Source organism: Streptosporangium sp. NPDC006007, assembly GCF_040614315.1.
Lineage (GTDB): Bacteria > Actinomycetota > Actinomycetes > Streptosporangiales > Streptosporangiaceae > Streptosporangium.
Map to the genome: position 1 here is coordinate 101,749 of NZ_JBEXUG010000004.1, position 16,364 is coordinate 118,112.

Below are 16,364 nucleotides of genomic sequence, written 5' to 3' on the forward strand. Positions count from 1 at the left end.
ACCACATGTCCGGGTCCGGTAGGCTTGTTCAGGTTGGGCGCCGCTAGCTCAGTTGGTTAGAGCAGCTGACTCTTAATCAGCGGGTCCGGGGTTCGAGTCCCTGGCGGCGCACCGGTGAAAAGCCCAGGTCGGCATGTCCGGCCTGGGCTTTCGCCATGTGGTGACCATCTCTGCGGTGACACCGGGTCCGGGAACGGTGTCGCGCTCCGGCGTTTCAGCGGGGCGGGGCCTCCGGGTGGATTCCCGCCAGGCGGGCCACCTTGAGCCCGAGGTGGAGGGCGAGGCGGTTGTTTCCGTCCGACAGGGTGAGGCCGGTGATCTCCTCGGCCCGGGAAAGCCGGTAGTAGAGGCTGGTCCGGTGGAGGTTGAGGATCTCGGAGGTCTCCTTGACGTCGCCGGCGTGGTCGAGGAACGCCTCAAGAGTACGCGTGAGAGTGCCGTCCTTGTCCGAGGCGAGCAGGCGGTTGACGCCGGGTTCGAGGACGTTGCGCGTCAGCTTGCCGGTGGGGAGGAGCGCGATGATGGGGCAGTGCGCCTAGGCCGTGAGCTCCTGGCGGAAGAGGCGCATCAGGTTTCCTCCCAGGATGCCCGTGACCGTGGCCTCGTCGAATCCGCGCCGCAGCAACGCGGCGGTGACCAGGGGAAGTCCACTCGGGCCTCGCAGGCCGGCCACGTGCGCCAGCGGGTCGAGGCCCTCCACCGAGAGGTCGTCGCACCAGCGCGGCGTGAGCTCGGAGAAGACCTGCCACACGAAGTCTGGGCCGATGCCCACGTGCTCGGGTCCGGCGACCCCGGCCATGTGCTCGAAGTGGTCCACGAGCCGTTCCATGGAGGGGTCGCTGTCGTGGACGAACGCCGCGAGGAAGTTGACGCAGATGACGCCACCGGTGTTCGCGATGCCCCTCAGCTGCTCGTCGGTCAGGTTGCGGTGATGGTCGCGCAGCGCCCGCGCGCAGGAGTGGCTCGCGAGGACCGGCCGGTTGGCGATCTCCAGTACGTGGGCGACGCCCTCGGCTCCGAGATGGGAGACGTCCAGGAGCATGCCGAGCTCCTCCATCAGGCCGACCGCGTCGACGCCGGCGCGGGTCAGCCTGCCCCCTGTGGCGTCCTCACCGCTCCCGTCGGCGAGCGCCGACCGTCCGAAGTGCGTGAACGACGTGATCCGCACACCCAGGCGGTAGAGGGTGGACAGCAGTTCCACATCGGTGTCGACCGCGGGGCAGCCCTCAAGCGCGAGCACGAGGGCGATCCTCCCCTCGGCCACGGCCCGGTCGATCTCGTCGGCGTCGCGGCAGAGGGCCACGTCACCCGGGGAGCCGGCGGCGATCGTGTGCGCCGACTCGATCATGCGCAATGTCTGGCGCAGCGCCTGTTCCGGCTGGAACGCCGTGTCGATGAAGACCGGAAGCACCTGGACGTCGACGCCGCCCTCGCGGAGCTGCGGCAGCCAGTTCGCGCGGAAGAACGCGGACCACTGGGCGGGCGGCCTCGCCGCGACGGTCATGAGAAGGTCGTTGTGGGCGTCCACGACAACTGACTCACGGTGCAGTACAGGCGCGTCTGGCATTTGAAAACCCCCATTGAGACTCGGATCTGCGAAACGTACTCACCGGTGCCCGGATATCGCACCCGCATATCGACGTGCCTGTCCGCTGGAAGCTTCGACATTTGTCGATCAGCCCAGGGAAAGGCCCCCGTCAATTTGATGTGACAATCCGTGCCCGACTTTTTTTCGGGCGCCCCTGGAGGGTGACATGACCACCATATGTGCCATTGTCGGCGCCGAGATCGTGCGCCACGACGGCTCCGTCGAACGCGCGGACGTCGTCCTCCACGACGGAGGAGGCGATCAGGGCCGCCTGACAGGGACGGGTCGACGCGCACACGGACACGGTCGCGGCGGCGGTCGCCGCCGGGGTCCGGATCGCGGTCTCGGGTGGTGGTCGACGACCGCGCGGCCCGGGAGGTCGCCGGCGCGGGACAGGGGGGTGTGCGATGACCGTCCGTCTCGACCACGTCGGGGTACTCGGCGCGGGCATGGTCGGCCTGTCCACGGCCTGGTTCCTCCAGGAGCGCGGCATCCGCGTGACCGTGCTCGATCAGGGCGACGTCGGCGCGGGCGCGTCGTGGGGCGACGCCGGCTGGGTCACCCCGAGCATGATCGCGCCGCTCGCGGATCCGGCGGTCCTGCGGTACGGAATCCGCGCGATCCTGAGCCCGTCGTCCCCGGTGTACGTCCCGCCGGCCGCCGTACCCGGGCTGATCGGTTTCCTGATCCGCTTCGCGCTTCACTCCACGCCGCGGACCTGGCGCCGCGGCATGCGGGCGATGGCGACGCCGCCCGGACGGCGAACGACGTCGCCGACGCCGCGGTGCAGATCTTCGGCGGATACGGATTCATTGAGGAGACCAGAGTCGCCATGCACTACCGAGATGCCCGGATCCTCCGCATAGGTGGAGGAACAGATGAGATCCAGCTGGAGATCCTCGCGAAGGGGCTGGGGTTGTGAGCGGGGGACGCGCCGACCTGGACGCCGCCGTCGCCCGTGCCGAGGCGGGCGGCGACCGGTCGAGGCTGGGCACGAAGCTCGCCGTGCGGGACCGGCTGCGGCTGCTGCTCGACGAGGACTCGTGGGTGGAGGACGGCCTCCTCGCGCACGCCACGGCGGAGGGCTATCCGGCGGACGGGGTGCTCACGGGAACCGGCCGGGTGGGCGGCACGACGGTCGCGGTCATCGCCCACGATCCGACGGTCAAGGCCGGATCCTGGGGGCTGCGCCCGATCGAGAAGCAGATCCGGATACTCGAACGTGCCGACCGTGACCTCCTGCCGGTCTTCTACCTGGTCGACTCCGCGGGAGGGCGCCTCACCGACATGGCGGGCTTCTTCGCCCATCGACGCGGCGCCGCGCGGATCTTCCACCTCCAGGTCCGCCTCAGCGGGCGGGTGCCGCAGTTCTGCTGCCTCTTCGGCCCGAGCGCCGCCGGCGGGGCGTACATGCCGGCGTTCTGCGACTGGGTCGCGATGGTCGACGGGAACGCCTCGATGTACCTCGCGTCGCCGAGGATCGCCGAGATGGTCATCGGAGAGAAGGTGACCCTTGAGGAGATGGGCGGTGCCCAGATGCGCACGACCGTCTCCGGCTGCGCGGACCGCCTCTGCGCCGACGACGCCGAGGCCATCGGCGAGGCCCGGCGGCTGTTCTCCTACCTGCCGGGCAACTGGTCGGTGAGACCCGGCGACCTGGAGCCCGACACCGCGGAGAGCGACGACTGGGACGGCGTCGTCCCCGACAACCCGAAGAGCCCGTACGACGTCCGCCTGGTGGTTCGGCGGATCGTCGACTCCGGCAGCTTCTTCGAGGTGAAACCGGAGTACGCGCGGGAGATCGTCGTCGGCTTCGCCCGGCTCGGCGGCCGCGTGGTCGGGCTGATCGCCAACCAGCCGCTCGTCAACGGCGGGGCGATCTTCGTCGACTCCGCGGACAAGGCCGCGCGCTTCATCATGCTGGCCGACGCCTTCAACATCCCGGTCGTCTTCCTTCAGGACGTACCCGGATTCATGATCGGATCCGCGGTGGAGCGTCGCGGCATCATCCGCCACGGCGCCAAGATGATCACCGCGATGGCCTCCGCGGAGGTGCCGCGGTTCACGGTCGTCGTGCGCAAGGCCTACGCGGCCGGGTTCTACGCCATGTGCGCGCCCGGTTTCGAGCCGACCGCGACCCTCGCGCTGCCGACCGCCCAGATCGGGGCGATGGCCGCCGAGGCCGCCGTCAACGCCGTGTACGCCAATCGGCTCGCGGCGATCACGGACCCCGTCGAACGCGCCGAGTTCACGGCGGCCAGACGCGCGGAGTACGACAGGGAGATCGACCTGCTGCGGAACGCCTCCGACCTGGTCGTGGACGAGGTCGTGCAGCCGCACGGACTGCTGGACGCGTTGATCGCCCGGCTGCGCGCCACTGACCCGGCTGGTCGCGATCGGGGTCCCCGACCTCGCCGGTTACGCCGACGCCCGGTACGCCGCCGACTACGCCGGAGTGGTCGAACGGGTGCGGGCGCGCGAGGCGGCCCTGCTGCCCGGCTCCACCACGCTCGCCGAGGCCGTCGCGCGTAACCTGTACAAGCTGATGGCCTACAAGGACGAGTACGAGGTCGCCAGGCTGGCCCTGGATCCGGCTGTCGCCGCGGACGTCACCACCCGGTTCGGGCAGGGCGCGAGCTACTCGTGGAAGCTGCACCCGCCGATCCTGCGGACTCTGGGGATGCGCCGGAAGATCACTTTGGGGCCGTGGTTCCGCCCGGCGTACCGTGTCCTGCGGAGGATGCGACGGCTACGGGGCACGGTGTTCGACCCCTTCGGACACGCGGAGGTCCGCCGGGTCGAGCGCGCTCTGATCACCGAGTACCTTGACATGGTCGACCGTCTGCTCGGCGAGCTGACCGCCGGCAACCATCCCGCGGCCGTCGAGATCGCCGAACTGCCGGAGCTCGTGCGAGGCTACGAACACGTCAAGCTGGGCAACGTCGACCGCTACCGCCTCCGACTCGCCGAGTTGCTGTCGGCCTTCGCCCAGACCGGGCCGCCAGCCGAACCCTGACGCCGCGTGTTCCGGTCCGGCACGGGGAGGGAGGGGCGACGACGCCTCGCGCGGAGTCGGGCCGGGACGACGCTCGGTGAACCCGGAACGTGACGCCTGGAGGGCGCGCTCCCGGTGCCCCGGTTCTGTCGGCGGGGTGGCGTAGGGTCCCTCCCATGTGCCGGAGTATCAAAACCCTTCGGGAGCCCTACGCCAGCGACGTGACCGACGAGGATGTGCGGGCCGCCGCGCTGCAGTACGTCCGTAAGGTCTCCGGGTTCCGGGCTCCGTCCACCCGCAACGCCGAGGCTTTCGAGCGGGCCGTGGACGTCGTCGCCGCCGCGACGCAGGCCCTCCTCGAAGACCTCCAGCTGAGACAGGCCCCCCGCCGGCGGACACAGGCGTGAGACCCGGCCCGGTCAACCGGGGGAGACCCTGGCCGGGCCCCGGGGCGTTCGGCCAGGGAGGACGCGGGCGTGGCTAGCCGACGTTGGCGCAGATCACGTAGACGCTGATGCCGACGTCGTTGTAGCCGTCCTGGCGGCCGAGGCCGATCCATCCGGCCCCGTCGTCGGTGGGGAAGGAGCCGACCAGGATCGCGCGGTTGCCCTGGGCCTCGGCGCCGCCTCCGATGGCCCGCTTGCCGCCGGGGCAGCGGACGACGCGCCGGGTGAAGTTGGGCACGTTGGCGTTGGGCAGCTTGACGATCTGGTAGCCGCTGAAGTCGGCCGCTGAGGGCAGGGGGGCGGAGGCGGCGGCCGGGCCGGCCGCGGCGACCGTCGTCAGACCGGCGCAGCCGATCAGAGCGGCCATGGCGATGGTCGTGAGCCTGTTGAGGCGCATGTTCTCTCCTGGGTCTGGTGGTGCTGATGTGGTCACACAAAGTAAATAGATGGATACCTGGAGTGTCCAGCCATGATTCTGTGACCTTGTGGTTACTTGCCGTGATCGACCTCTTGGCCCTACAGGGCCTCGCCGCCGCCCCCGCCCACCCGGGGCGGATGGTCCGTCGGCGCGGGCCGGCGGGCTTGCCCTCCGGGTCGCCCCTTCCCGTCGCGCCTCCGGTGTCCCTCGCGTCCCTGAAGGCCCCGTGATCATGGTGATCACGGTGGTTTCGGAGGGCGCGCCGAACTCGGCGTAATCACGTGGGCCTCAGGGGTTGACGGACCGCGTCCACGCCGTACCATGACGTAAAGTAATCGAACCAAAACCCTCTGTCGTTGGACGGTCGCCCGTCCGGCCCCCTCGCCTCTCGCGCGGTCGCGACGGCCGGCCCTGGGTGGGTGTGCGATTACGGGAGCCAAGGAAAGTACGTAAACCAGACATTTAACTCAACTTCGCCCGGCTTGCCGTGTCGGCGGCGCGGTTGTGTCTGGAGGTCCACCCCCCCCGGCCGATGGAGAACGGCATGCGTCAGTTACGGAAGGTAATTTTCAGGACTCTCTGTGTCGCCCTCATGCTCGCGGCCGGGCTCGTCGCCGTGAACACGAGCGCGCAGGCCGCGGTCCCCAACCGGTGGGGCTTCGCCTACGTCGACGTCCCCAACGGTGTCCCCAACCTCACCCACCAGGCGGGAAGCTGGCCGGCCGCCTTCAACGTCTCGGTCGCGACCCCGCTCGGCGGGCCGACCCTGGTGAGGTTCCCGCAGATTGCGACCAACGGCGGCGTCGTGCACGTCACGGCCGTCTCCGACGGTCCCCACTGGTGCCAGGCCCTGTGGTGGGGGCCCTCGGGCCCCGACCAGTTCGTGGCGGTGCGCTGCTACCGGTACGGCGGGGGCCCGGTGACCATCCCCTTCACCGTCGTCTTCGAGCAGAGCAGCGGGGTGCTGCCCGCGCCCCAGGGGTTCGGCTACGTCCACTACAGCGGGGTGACGATCGCCACGCAGTTCAACTCCGCCGGAGGCCCGCCCAACACCGTCGTCCCCGGCCCCCCGGGGGTCTGGACGGTCACGCTGCCCGGCCTCGGCTCGACGGGCCGGACCGGCGGCGTCCAGGTGACCGCGCTCAACCCCACGCAGCCGGCCCGCTGCAAGGTGGGCGGATGGGCGTCGGCGCCGGGCGCCCAGGTGGTCCAGGTGCGCTGCCACAACGCTCTCAACGTCCCGCTCAACACCGGCTGGACGCTGACCTACCAGCGCGAGCGGGCCATCACCGGGGCGGCGGTCCCGCCGAAGAACTTCGCCTACACCTTCGACAACAACCCGGCCAACCCCGGCCCCTACTCCCCGCTGCCGGTGGCGGTCAACCACAACTCCCAGGGGGGCCTGAACACCGTGCAGACCGCCGGGGCCGGCTTCCGCCTGATCACCTTCCCGGCGGTCGGCGTCCTGCCCGACCACGTCCAGGTCACCGCCTACGGTCCCGGCCCGGAATACTGCAACCTGCTCACCCTCTGGGGCACCGGCGGGCTGAACGCGACCGTCCGTGACGTCGTCTGCTACAACGCCGTCGCCCGGGTGAACCAGCGCTCCCTGACCTCCTACACCTCGGCCCGCTGATCTCGGGCCCGGCACGGGTCTCCCCGCGTGGACGTGGCACCCTGCCCGGAGCCGGCGGCCTCCCCTCGGGAGTCGCCGGCTCCGGCCTCCGCGTGGAAGGCCCGTCTCGCACAGGGGAAGGCCCTCTCACGCGCGGGAACGCCCGTCTCGCACCTGGGAGGCCCGCCTCACATGTTGATCATGTGTCCCGCCAGTCCGTGGATCGCCTCCTTGACCGCCTCGCCGAGCGTGGGATGGGCGTGCACGTTCCGCGCCACCTCGGCGACCGTCAGATCCCACTGCTGGGCCAGCGTCAGCTCGGGCAGCAGCTCGGTGACCTCAGGGCCGATCAGGTGGGCGCCGATCAGCTCACCGTGCTCGGCGTCGCTCAGGATCTTGACGAACCCCGTGATGTCGCCCAGGCCGTGGGCCTTGCCGTTGGCGCTGAACGGGAACCTGGCCACCTTCACGTCGAAGCCCAGCTCCCTGGCTTGGGCCTCGGTGAAGCCGAAGCTGGCGATCTGGGGCTGGCAGTACGTCGCCCGGGGGATCATCACGTAGTCGAGCTCCATCGTCTCGGCGTCCGCGATGGTCTCCGCCGCGACGATCCCCATCGCCTCGGCGGCGTGCGCGAGCATCAGCTTGGCGGTCACGTCGCCGATGGCGAAGATGTGCGGCACGTTCGTACGGCCCCGGCCGTCGACGCGGATGGCGCCCCGGTCGGTCAGGGCGACCCCGGTCCGCTCCAGCCCGTACCCCTCCACTCTGGGCTGGAAGCCGATCGCCTGCAGCACCCTGTCGGTTTCGAGAACCTGCTGCCGCCCGTCGCGTGAGACCGTCACGCGGACCCTGTCGCCGGAGTCGTCGATGGACTCCACGCGGGTCGAGGTCAGGATCTCGATGCCGAGCCGCTTGTAACGCCGTGCCAGCTCGGCCGATACTTCCTCGTCCTCCAGCGGGACGACGCGGTCGAGGAACTCCACGATGGTCACCTTGACCCCGTAGTTGTGCAGGATGTAGGCGAACTCGACGCCGATCGCGCCCGCGCCCGCGATGACGATGCTCTCGGGCAGCTCCTCGCTCAGGATCTGCTCCTCGTACGTCACCACCCGGTCCGTCACCGACGTCCCCGGCAGCAACCTCGTGGTCGCCCCCGTCGCGATGACGCAGTGGTCGAACGTCACCGCCTGCTCGCCGCCGTCACGGCCGGTCACCAGCAGGGTGCCGGCGTCGGCGAACGTTCCCCACCCGTCGTACTCGGTGATGCCGTTCTTCTTCATCAGGTAGTGCACGCCCTTGACGCGCCCGTCGGCGACCTTGCGGCTGCGCTTGAACGCCTCGCCGTAGTCGAAGGTGACCTCACCCTCGACGCGGATGCCGAATGTCTTGGCCTCGCGGGTGAACAGGTGGGCGAGTTCGGCGTTGCGCAGCAGCGCCTTGGAGGGGATGCATCCCACGTTGAGACAGACGCCGCCCCAGTAACGGTCTTCGACAATCGCGGTGCTCAGCCCCAGCTGGGCGGCCCGGATCGCGGCCACGTATCCTCCGGGGCCCGCACCGAGGACTACCACGTCATAGTGAGTGCTCATGGATCGGACAATATTCAATACGGGGCCGTCCGGGGTGTGGCGGGACCCGATTTCGCGTCACCGTCACCGCGGGCGCGGGCGTGCCCCGGGGCGGGCGGTGATGGGGGAGGGGAGATCCTGGAGGAGAGACCCGGGTGCGGAGACCGGCCGATCGGGAGGCGAGAACCGGCGGGAACCCCTCCGTTTGTGGTCGACCCGTTCGCCGGGCATGCTGGCCGGCCAGGACGAGGGGTTGGACAACCCGATACGGTGAAGAGGGGTTCCGATGACCGATGAGGGCGGCGGGAAGGCGGGGGGCGACCTGTCCGGGGACGGCGCGGAGGTCTTCGTCTCGGTCGCGGAACGGGTACGGCGCAGCCTGACCGACTCCTCGCCGGGGGAGCGGCTGATCGCCAGGACCCTGCTGGCGAACTACCCCACGGCCGGGCTGGAGACCACGGCGCGACTGGCCGAACGCGCGGGGGTGAGCGCCCCGACCGTGGTCCGGTTCGTGGCCAGGCTGGGTTTCGGGGGATACCGGGCGTTCCAGCAGGCGCTGCGGGACGAGATCGAGGCCCGGCGGGCCTCGCCGCTCACGCTCGCCCAGCAGCTCGGCTACGGGGTGAGCCCGGACTCGCTGCGGGTGACGGCCGGATCGACCTTCCGGCAGCGGCTGGACGAGTCCTTCGCGGCGCTGTCGGACTCCGAGCTGGAGGCGGTGGTCGCCCTGCTGGCCGACCCGGGCCGCCGGATCGCGTCGATCGGGGGACGGTTCTCGCACCTCCTCGCCGAATATCTCGACCTGCATCTGCGGCAGCTGCGGCCGGGCACCCGCGTGCTCGACGCCCGGCCGGAGAGCCTGGCCGCCTTCTCGGTGGACATCGGGCGGCGCGACGTCGTCGTGGTCTTCGACTACCGTCGCTATCAGCGTGACATCGTGGAGTTCGCCCGCCGCGCGCACGACAGGGGAGCCAAGGTGGTGCTCTTCACCGATCCGTGGCTCTCTCCCGCGTCGGAGATCGCGGATCTGGTGATTTCCGTCCGGGTCGAGGTGCCGAGCCCGTTCGACAGTCTCGTCCCGGCGCTCGCGCTGGTGGAGACGGTGGTCGCGGGGGTGACGGTGCGGCTGGGGAAGGCCGGTGAGGAACGACTGCGGCAGTGTGAGGAGATCGTGGGCGACGTCACGCTCGACTGACCGGCATGTCCGGATAGATCTGCAATAAAAATTTCACAAGTTATTGTTAACGGTCTTGGTGAAAGCTAAATTTCATCGACAAGTGCTGGTTGTGTCACCGGCGCCGTTGTCACCCCAGGAGGTGCCATGACCGAAGAACTGCGCCCGCCTCGCAAATTACGCCTGTGGGAGGCGCTGGCCCTGTCCGTCGGGCTGATGAGCCCCACCCTCGCCATGGCCCTGAACGGCGCCGGAGTGGTGACCAAGGTCGGCAAGGCCGTGCCGCTGGTCTTCGTGCTCGGGCTGTTCGGGGTGGCGCTGGTCGCCTACGGGTTCGTACGGCTGACCCGCCACTTCAACCACGCCGGATCGGTCTACGCCCTGGCCGGGGTCACCCTGGGGCCCCGGGCCGGGTTCTTCGGCGGATTCGCGCTGGTGGGAACCTACGTCTTCTTCACCGTGTGCACGCTGGCGGCGACCCCGGTGTTCATCGAGGCGTTCGCCACCGCGGTCGGCTTCTCGCTGCACATCCCCTGGTCCGTCGTGGCGGCCGTGGCGTGCGCCGGCGTCTGGATGGTGAACTCCCGTGAGTCCCGCATCACCGCCAGGACCCTGCTGCTCGTCGAGGGCGTCGGCATCGCCGGCATGCTGGTGCTCAGCGCCGTCATCGTCTTCCGCACCGGGAGCGGGAGCGCCCCCGCCGGGCAGACGCTCGACCTGTCGGCGTTCGGATTCGGCGGCACCACGGCGGGCGCGGTGATGACCGCCCTGGTGTTCGCGTTCCTGTCCTGGGCGGGCTTCGAGGCGTGCGCCTCGCTGGGCGAGGAGACCGCCGACCCCCGGCGTAACGTGCCGCGCGCCCTGGTGGGAAGCGTGCTGCTCACCGGTGGCCTGTACATCTTCGTGATGTTCGCCCAGACCATCGGCTTCGGCACCGACGCCAAGGGGGTCGCAGCGTTCGCCGGAGCCGAGTCCTCGCTGTCGGCCCTGGCACAGAACTACCTCGGCACCTGGTTCCTGCTGGTCATCGCCTTCACCGCCGCGGCGTCGGCGTTCGCGTCCGCGATCAGCTCCAGTGCGGCGGCGAGCCGCCTCATGTTCGCCCTCGCCAGGGACGGCTTCGGCCCGAAGCCTCTCGCCCGGGTCAACCCGCGCTCCGGGACCCCCAACGTCGCCCTGGGCGCCGCGCTGGCCGTCGCCCTGATCGGCGACCTGATCCTCAACGTCACCGGGGTCTCCGCCTTCGACACCTACTACTGGTTCGCCACGCTCGGCGTGCTCTGCCTGCTGGTGGCCTACGCGGTCGCCGGGGCGGGCGTGATCGCCTTCATCCTCTCCGGCCGGGGGCGGATCCCCCGATATGAGATCGTGATACCGGTACTGGCCATCGGCTTCCTCTGCTTCGTCTTCTACCAGCAGTCGGTGGGACAGACCAGCCCGTACAACTACTTCCCGTGGATCGCCGGCGCCTGGTGCCTGGCGGGACTGGCGACCGTGCTGGCCGCGCCCCAACTGGCCCGCCGGATCGGCGAACGCCTCACCGCCGAGCTGACCAGGACCGACGCCATCGCCGCCGCCGAGAAGGAGGCGGCCCAGGCATGACCCCCTCCCCCTACCAGGAGAATCCCGCCATGAACGCAGCAGTGCCCACCGTCTTCACGGCGACCTGCGACCTGGCCGCGCAGTTCCGCGGCCGTGCCGTACCCGCCTCGCGTGAGGAGGCGCTGCTGCGTGGCGGAACCGGGTGGGTCCCCGCGGACCTGGCCATCACCTGCTTCGGGCCGATCGCCGACAACGTGTTCGGCTCCACGGGTGACCTGCGGCTCATGCCCGACCCCGCCACCCGCGTCGACATCCCCGCGGACGGCGACATACCGGGCACACGGCTCTACCTGGCCGACCAGACGCTGCCCGACGGAACACCCTGGCAGTGCTGTCCCCGGAGGTTCCTGGCCTCGGCGGTCGAGGAGTTCGGCGCCGAACTCGGCGTCACCGTGATCGCCGCGTTCGAACACGAGTTCACCCTGGCGGGCATACCCTCGGTCCCGTCGTTCTCCTTCGAGAAGTACCGGTCAGCAGAACCGTTCGGCACCGACCTGGTGACGCTCCTGGAGCAGGCAGGGTTCGCCCCCGAGACGTGGCTGCCGGAGTACGGCGACGCGCAGTACGAGATCACGCTCAGCCCGGTCGAGGCCCGCGTGGCCGCCGACCGGGCGGTACTCCTGCGCGAACTGGTCCGCGACCTCGCCCGGCGGCGCGGGCTGCGGGCCTGTTTCGCCCCGCTGCCCAACCTGGAGGGCAGCGGGAACGGCGTGCACATCCACCTGTCGTTCTACGACGCCGACGGCAACCCCGCGCTCCACGACCCGTCCAGGCCGGGCGGGCTGTCGGAGCTGGGGACGGGGTTCTCCGCAGGAATCCTGCGCCACGCCCCGGCCCTGACCGCCGTGACGGCCGCGAGCCCGGTGTCGTTCCTGCGCCTGACCCCGCACCGGTGGAGCGCGGGCGGGGCCTTCCTCGCCGAGCGCAACCGGGAGGCCATGCTCCGGATCTGCCCCGGAACAGGCCCGGACGCCGGAGCCCGGCTCAATCTCGAATACCGCGCCGCCGACGCGACCGCCAACCCCTGGCTCGCGCTCGGCGTCCTGCTCAGGGCGGGGCTGGAGGGGATCCGCCGGGGCTACCCGGAGCCGGTCGTCTGGCCGGAGTCGGCCACCGAGTCCGACCTCGTCGTCGTGCCGCCGCTGCCCAAGACGCAGGAGGAGGCGCTGAACGAACTGGAGAGGGACGAGGTCGTCGGCGGTTTCCTCGCCCCCGACCTGCTGCACACCTACCTGTCGGTCAAACGGGCCGAGCTGAACACGCTGGCCGGGCTGGACGACGCGGAGCGCTGCCGGAGGATGGCCGATGTCCACTGAATCCCTTGAGCCTCCGAGTCGGGACGGGTCCCTGGCACGGGCGATCGAGGCGATCCCGCTGGTGGATCACCACGTTCACGGCGCCCTGGCCGAAGACGTGTCCCGGCGGGAGTTCGAGGAGCTGATCACCGAGTCCAACCGGCCGGTGCCCGGCTGGATGACCCAGTTCGACTCCCAGGTCGGCTTCGCCGTCCTGCGGCACTGCGCGCCCGTGCTCGGCCTCGACCCGCATCCGGACCCCGAGACCTACCTCGCGCGCCGTACCGAACTCGGCACCGAGGAGGTCAACAGGCGCCTGCTCGCCGCCGCCGGGATCGGTCACCTCCTGGTCGAGACGGGCTACCTGGGGGAGCGGATCCTCGGCCCCGGCCGGATGTCCGCCGTCACCGGCCGCCCCGCCGACGAGGTCGTCCGGCTGGAGGCGGTCGCCGAACGGGTCGTCGCCGACGGGACCGACGCCGTCGGCTTCGCCGCCCGCTTCGAGGCGGCCCTGTGGCAGCGCAGCCGTACGGCACGCGGTCTGAAGACGATCGTCGCCTACCGCCACGGGCTCGACTTCGACCCCCGGCCGCCCACCCCCAACGAGGTGACGGCGGCGGCCGGCCGCTGGCTGCGCACGGTCGAGCGGACCGGGACGGTCCGGGTCGACGACCCCGTGCTGCTGCGCCACCTGATCTGGCAGGGCATCGAGCGCGGACTGCCGCTGCAGTTCCACATCGGGTACGGCGACCCCGACGTGGACCTCCACCGCTCCGACCCGCTCCTGCTGCGGGGGCTCATCGAGCTGGCCGAGCCCCGGGCGGTCCCCCTGCTCCTGCTGCACTGCTACCCGTTCCACCGCAACGCCGGCTATCTCGCCCAGGTCTATCCGAACGTCTACTTCGACGTCGGCCTGGGAGTGAGCTACACCGGGGCGCGCAGCGTGGCCGTCGTGGCCGAGAGCCTGGAACTGGCCCCGTTCGCCAAGATTCTCTTCTCCTCGGACGCCTGGGGCCCCGCGGAGCTGCACCACCTGGGCGCCCTGCTCTGGCGCCGCGCGATGACCCGGGTCCTCTCCGGCTTCGTCGCGGACGGGGAGTGGACCGAGAGCCAGGCGGTACGGGTCGCCACCATGGTCGGCGCCCAGAACGCCCGTCGTGTCTACGGCCTCGGAGAGGCCGAGTGAACCGCGTCGGCCTTTACCGTTATGAAGAGATCGGCGTTGACGACAGGCACGTCCACACGCTCAGGGGGATTGTGTGAACGACATCCACAGACGGCTCCGGGCCGCGCTCCGCGTCGAGCTGCCCGCGGCCTACGACCTGCGGCGGGAGCTGCACGCCGAGCCGTACGTGTCCGGCAGGGAGGAACCGACGCTCAAGCGTGTGCTGGACGCGCTGCCCCAGGGCACCGCGTCCGAGCGGGTGGCGGAGACCGGCGCTCTTCTCCGCATCGGCGGTGACGGGCCCGCGGTAGGGGTCCGCGGCGAGCTGGACGCCCTGCCGATCATGGAGGAGACCGGCGTTCCCTGGGCGGCGCGCAACGGCGTCATGCACGCCTGCGGCCACGATGTGCACCTCGCCGCGCTGGTCGCGCTGGCCAGGGCGGTCGACCGGGTGGACGGCGTGCCCGCCCCGATGGTCGCGGTGCTGCAACCACGCGAGGAGACCTACCCCTCCGGGGCCCTCGACATCGTCGAGTCCGGCGCGCTGGGCCGCCACCAGGTGGCCGCGATGGTCGCCGCGCACGTCCAGCCGGTGCTCGCCGCCGGGCAGACGGCCTGCACCCCCGGCGCGGTCAACGCCTCCGCCGACGAGTTCACGCTGATCGTCCGGGGTCAGGGCGGCCACGCGGCCTATCCTCAGCTCTCCCGCGACCCGGTCCTGGCGCTCGCCCAGATCATCGTGGCCGCGCAGCAGCTCGTCAGCCGTGACGCCGACCCGATGACGCCGACCGTGGTCACCTTCGGGACGGTGTCGGCGGGCACCGCCCCCAACGCCACCCCGGCCGAGGCCGTCGCCCGGGGTACGCTCCGCACGATGTCGGAGGCCTGGCGCGACCAGCTCCACGACCGGTTCGGCGTGATCGCGGACGGGGTCGCCCGTGCCCACGGCTGCGAGGCGGAGGTGCGGATCGTGCGTGGCGAGCCGGTGCTCGTCAACGACACCCGCCTCGCCGAGGAGACCGCCCGCCTGCTCAACGGCGCGACCCGCCACTCGGCCGCCACCCTGCGCTCCTGCGGAGCCGACGACTTCGCCTACTTCACCTCCCTCGTGCCGTCCCTGATGCTGTTCGTGGGCACCGACACCGCGTCGGGGCTGCACAGCCCGGGGTTCCTGCCGGGTGACGAGACGGTGGCGGCGGTCGCCGAGAGCCTCCTGGCCGCCTACCTCGCCGCCGCCCACCTGATCGGCGGCGGATGACGGCGGCGGAGGCGTCAGGCTTCCGCGCTTATGCGAACGGGGCCGCCCTTGGGGTCGACCGAGGTGAGGATCCCCGTCGGGACGCGGAACACCCGGCCGGGGGCCACCGGCCACCAGAGCCGCCTCCGCGCGACGATCTTTCCGTCCTGCCGGAGGACGACGCGGGGAAACGGGATGTAGCCGAACTCCTCGACAGTCGCGGAGGTCTCCTGATCGTCGGGCGCGGGTGGTGAATACTGGGTCATGGATCCCAACTCCTATGTTTCCTGTCAGAGGACGCATCGGCTGGGGGTCCGGAGCCGGGTGGCGTTGCAGCGCCGCCCGGCTCCTCGAACCATCGGAACCTTCAGGACAGAACGATCACCCCGCCCTTGCGTGTGACGGCGTCCTGAATGCTTGACGGCGGTTCCGCCTCGGTGATGAGACCGGCGAACTCGCCCACGTCGGCGACCCGGTGCCGGGCGATCCGCCCGAACTTGCCGGAGTCGGCCAGCACGTACGAGCGCGTCGCGTTCCTGAGGATCGTCCTGCGTACGGCGATCTCGTCCAGGTAGTAGTCGGTCAGGCCGGCCACGGCGTCGACGCCGCCGGACCCCAGGAACGCGATGTCCGGGTTCAGGTCGGCGAAGAACGTCTGGGCGACCGAGTTGGAGAGCGCCAGATCCCCTCCCCGGAGCCTGCCCCCGCAGACCAGGACCTCCACACCGGCCCGCTCGGAGAGCTCGGCCGCGACCAGGAGGGAGCAGGTGGCCACGGTTCCGGAGAAGTCCAGCGGCAGGGCGCGGGCCACGTCGACGGCGGTGGTCCCCACGTCGATCACGATCGTCTGACCGGGGTGCGTGAGCGCCGCCGCGGCACGCCCGATGCGCCTCTTGGCCTCCGCGGCGGTCCCGGCCCGCTCGGCGAACGGGGTCTCCTCCCCGGCCGCCTGCCCGAGCGCGATCGTCGCGCCCCCGTGAACGCGCGCCAGCCTCCCCCGGCGCTCCAGCAGCACGAAGTCACGCCGGATCGTCTCCGCCGACACGCCGAGCTCGCGCGCGATCTCGTCCGTGCTGACCACCCGGGAGGTCCGCAGCGCCTCCCCGATCCGCGAATGCCGCTCAGCGGGCAGCATGCTTGACCGCTTCTGTGGAATTCTGTGTGTCCATGACGGGAAGCATGCTTCGGTGTTGTTTACACGCCAATACACAATCTTGACGTAAGCGGACTTTTTACCCAAAACGCCGCCGTCGCCCTGGGA

General features: G+C 70.7%; 15 protein-coding genes, 1 tRNA gene and 2 pseudogenes. 12 read left to right on the plus strand and 6 right to left on the minus strand.

Going from position 1 to position 16,364, the window contains the following annotated elements; translation table 11 throughout:
• Positions 1-37 precede the first annotated feature (37 nt).
• Positions 38-111: transfer RNA gene (locus ABZ194_RS04865), tRNA-Lys, on the plus strand.
• Between the two features lie 103 nt (positions 112-214).
• Here ABZ194_RS04865 and ABZ194_RS04870 read toward each other — a convergent pair.
• Both ABZ194_RS04870 and ABZ194_RS04875 read right to left on the minus strand, forming a co-directional pair.
• Positions 215-523 carry a helix-turn-helix domain-containing protein gene (locus ABZ194_RS04870; protein ID WP_355592651.1) on the minus strand — a complete coding sequence of 103 codons (309 nt, stop codon included), beginning with the start codon at positions 521-523 and terminating at the stop codon, positions 215-217.
• Positions 524-535: 12 nt separating this feature from the next.
• A complete protein-coding gene (locus ABZ194_RS04875) occupies positions 536-1,567 on the minus strand; it encodes a dipeptidase (protein ID WP_355592384.1) in 1,032 nt (343 codons plus the stop codon).
• A 428-nt stretch (positions 1,568-1,995) separates the two neighbouring features.
• On the opposite strand from ABZ194_RS04875, the pseudogene ABZ194_RS04880 reads away from it, so the two are divergent.
• The 5 genes and pseudogenes from ABZ194_RS04880 to ABZ194_RS04900 form a co-directional block, all read left to right on the plus strand.
• A pseudogene (locus ABZ194_RS04880) lies at positions 1,996-2,187 on the plus strand (FAD-dependent oxidoreductase); the annotation flags it as partial.
• 185 nt (positions 2,188-2,372) lie between these two features.
• A complete protein-coding gene (locus ABZ194_RS04885; RefSeq protein ID WP_355592386.1) occupies positions 2,373-2,510 on the plus strand; it encodes an acyl-CoA dehydrogenase family protein in 138 nt (45 codons plus the stop codon).
• 83 nt (positions 2,511-2,593) lie between these two features.
• Positions 2,594-3,970, plus strand: a pseudogene (locus ABZ194_RS04890) (carboxyl transferase domain-containing protein); the annotation flags it as partial.
• Positions 3,971-3,983: 13 nt separating this feature from the next.
• Entirely contained in the window at positions 3,984-4,604 is a 621-nt protein-coding gene (locus ABZ194_RS04895; protein ID WP_355592653.1) for a DUF6537 domain-containing protein, read from the plus strand.
• Between the two features lie 155 nt (positions 4,605-4,759).
• Positions 4,760-4,990, plus strand: a complete 231-nt coding sequence (locus ABZ194_RS04900) for a DUF2277 domain-containing protein (protein WP_355592388.1) — start codon at positions 4,760-4,762, stop codon at positions 4,988-4,990.
• A 73-nt stretch (positions 4,991-5,063) separates the two neighbouring features.
• Here ABZ194_RS04900 and ABZ194_RS04905 read toward each other — a convergent pair whose 3' ends face one another.
• A complete protein-coding gene (locus ABZ194_RS04905; protein WP_355592390.1) occupies positions 5,064-5,426 on the minus strand; it encodes a hypothetical protein in 363 nt (120 codons plus the stop codon).
• 565 nt (positions 5,427-5,991) lie between these two features.
• On the opposite strand from ABZ194_RS04905, the gene ABZ194_RS04910 reads away from it, so the two are divergent.
• Entirely contained in the window at positions 5,992-7,083 is a 1,092-nt protein-coding gene (locus ABZ194_RS04910; protein WP_355592392.1) for a hypothetical protein, read from the plus strand.
• Positions 7,084-7,250: 167 nt separating this feature from the next.
• On the opposite strand, the gene lpdA is transcribed toward ABZ194_RS04910, so the two are convergent.
• Entirely contained in the window at positions 7,251-8,651 is a 1,401-nt protein-coding gene (lpdA, locus tag ABZ194_RS04915; protein ID WP_355592394.1) for a dihydrolipoyl dehydrogenase, read from the minus strand.
• 265 nt (positions 8,652-8,916) lie between these two features.
• Here lpdA and ABZ194_RS04920 point away from each other — a divergent pair, with 265 nt between their 5' ends.
• The 5 genes from ABZ194_RS04920 to ABZ194_RS04940 all read left to right on the plus strand — a co-directional run bounded on the left by ABZ194_RS04920 (position 8,917) and on the right by ABZ194_RS04940 (position 15,124).
• Complete coding sequence (locus tag ABZ194_RS04920) at positions 8,917-9,825, plus strand: MurR/RpiR family transcriptional regulator (RefSeq protein ID WP_355592396.1); 909 nt, start codon at positions 8,917-8,919, stop codon at positions 9,823-9,825.
• A gap of 126 nt (positions 9,826-9,951) precedes the next feature.
• Positions 9,952-11,406, plus strand: a complete 1,455-nt coding sequence (locus tag ABZ194_RS04925) for an APC family permease (protein WP_355592398.1) — start codon at positions 9,952-9,954, stop codon at positions 11,404-11,406.
• A 29-nt stretch (positions 11,407-11,435) separates the two neighbouring features.
• A complete protein-coding gene (locus ABZ194_RS04930) occupies positions 11,436-12,722 on the plus strand; it encodes a glutamine synthetase family protein (RefSeq protein ID WP_355592400.1) in 1,287 nt (428 codons plus the stop codon).
• Positions 12,712-13,887, plus strand: coding sequence for an amidohydrolase family protein (locus tag ABZ194_RS04935; protein WP_355592402.1), 1,176 nt, complete (start codon positions 12,712-12,714; stop codon positions 13,885-13,887). The genes ABZ194_RS04930 and ABZ194_RS04935 overlap by 11 nt, the downstream gene beginning before the upstream one ends.
• A gap of 73 nt (positions 13,888-13,960) precedes the next feature.
• A complete protein-coding gene (locus tag ABZ194_RS04940; RefSeq protein ID WP_355592404.1) occupies positions 13,961-15,124 on the plus strand; it encodes a M20 family metallopeptidase in 1,164 nt (387 codons plus the stop codon).
• A 14-nt stretch (positions 15,125-15,138) separates the two neighbouring features.
• On the opposite strand, the gene ABZ194_RS04945 is transcribed toward ABZ194_RS04940, so the two are convergent.
• Together ABZ194_RS04945 and ABZ194_RS04950 are read right to left on the minus strand one after the other, a co-directional pair.
• The gene (locus ABZ194_RS04945) at positions 15,139-15,369 is read right to left on the minus strand and encodes a hypothetical protein (protein WP_355592406.1); all 231 of its coding nucleotides are present in this window, start codon (positions 15,367-15,369) and stop codon (positions 15,139-15,141) included.
• Between the two features lie 101 nt (positions 15,370-15,470).
• A complete protein-coding gene (locus ABZ194_RS04950; RefSeq protein ID WP_355592408.1) occupies positions 15,471-16,238 on the minus strand; it encodes a DeoR/GlpR family DNA-binding transcription regulator in 768 nt (255 codons plus the stop codon).
• Positions 16,239-16,364 lie beyond the last annotated feature (126 nt).

Excerpts from the sequence above, each read along its gene's own strand:
- ABZ194_RS04935 (WP_355592402.1), top strand. The coding sequence starts at position 12,712 with ATGTCCACTGAATCCCTTGAGCCTCCGAGTCGGGACGGGTCCCTGGCA.
- ABZ194_RS04910 (WP_355592392.1), top strand. The coding sequence starts at position 5,992 with ATGCGTCAGTTACGGAAGGTAATTTTCAGGACTCTCTGTGTCGCCCTC.
- ABZ194_RS04900 (WP_355592388.1), top strand. The coding sequence starts at position 4,760 with ATGTGCCGGAGTATCAAAACCCTTCGGGAGCCCTACGCCAGCGACGTG.
- ABZ194_RS04950 (WP_355592408.1), bottom strand. The coding sequence starts at position 16,238 with ATGCTGCCCGCTGAGCGGCATTCGCGGATCGGGGAGGCGCTGCGGACC.
- ABZ194_RS04930 (WP_355592400.1), top strand. The coding sequence starts at position 11,436 with ATGAACGCAGCAGTGCCCACCGTCTTCACGGCGACCTGCGACCTGGCC.
- lpdA (WP_355592394.1), bottom strand. The coding sequence starts at position 8,651 with ATGAGCACTCACTATGACGTGGTAGTCCTCGGTGCGGGCCCCGGAGGA.
- ABZ194_RS04945 (WP_355592406.1), bottom strand. The coding sequence starts at position 15,369 with ATGACCCAGTATTCACCACCCGCGCCCGACGATCAGGAGACCTCCGCG.
- ABZ194_RS04920 (WP_355592396.1), top strand. The coding sequence starts at position 8,917 with ATGACCGATGAGGGCGGCGGGAAGGCGGGGGGCGACCTGTCCGGGGAC.
- ABZ194_RS04925 (WP_355592398.1), top strand. The coding sequence starts at position 9,952 with ATGACCGAAGAACTGCGCCCGCCTCGCAAATTACGCCTGTGGGAGGCG.
- ABZ194_RS04905 (WP_355592390.1), bottom strand. The coding sequence starts at position 5,426 with ATGCGCCTCAACAGGCTCACGACCATCGCCATGGCCGCTCTGATCGGC.
- ABZ194_RS04875 (WP_355592384.1), bottom strand. The coding sequence starts at position 1,567 with ATGCCAGACGCGCCTGTACTGCACCGTGAGTCAGTTGTCGTGGACGCC.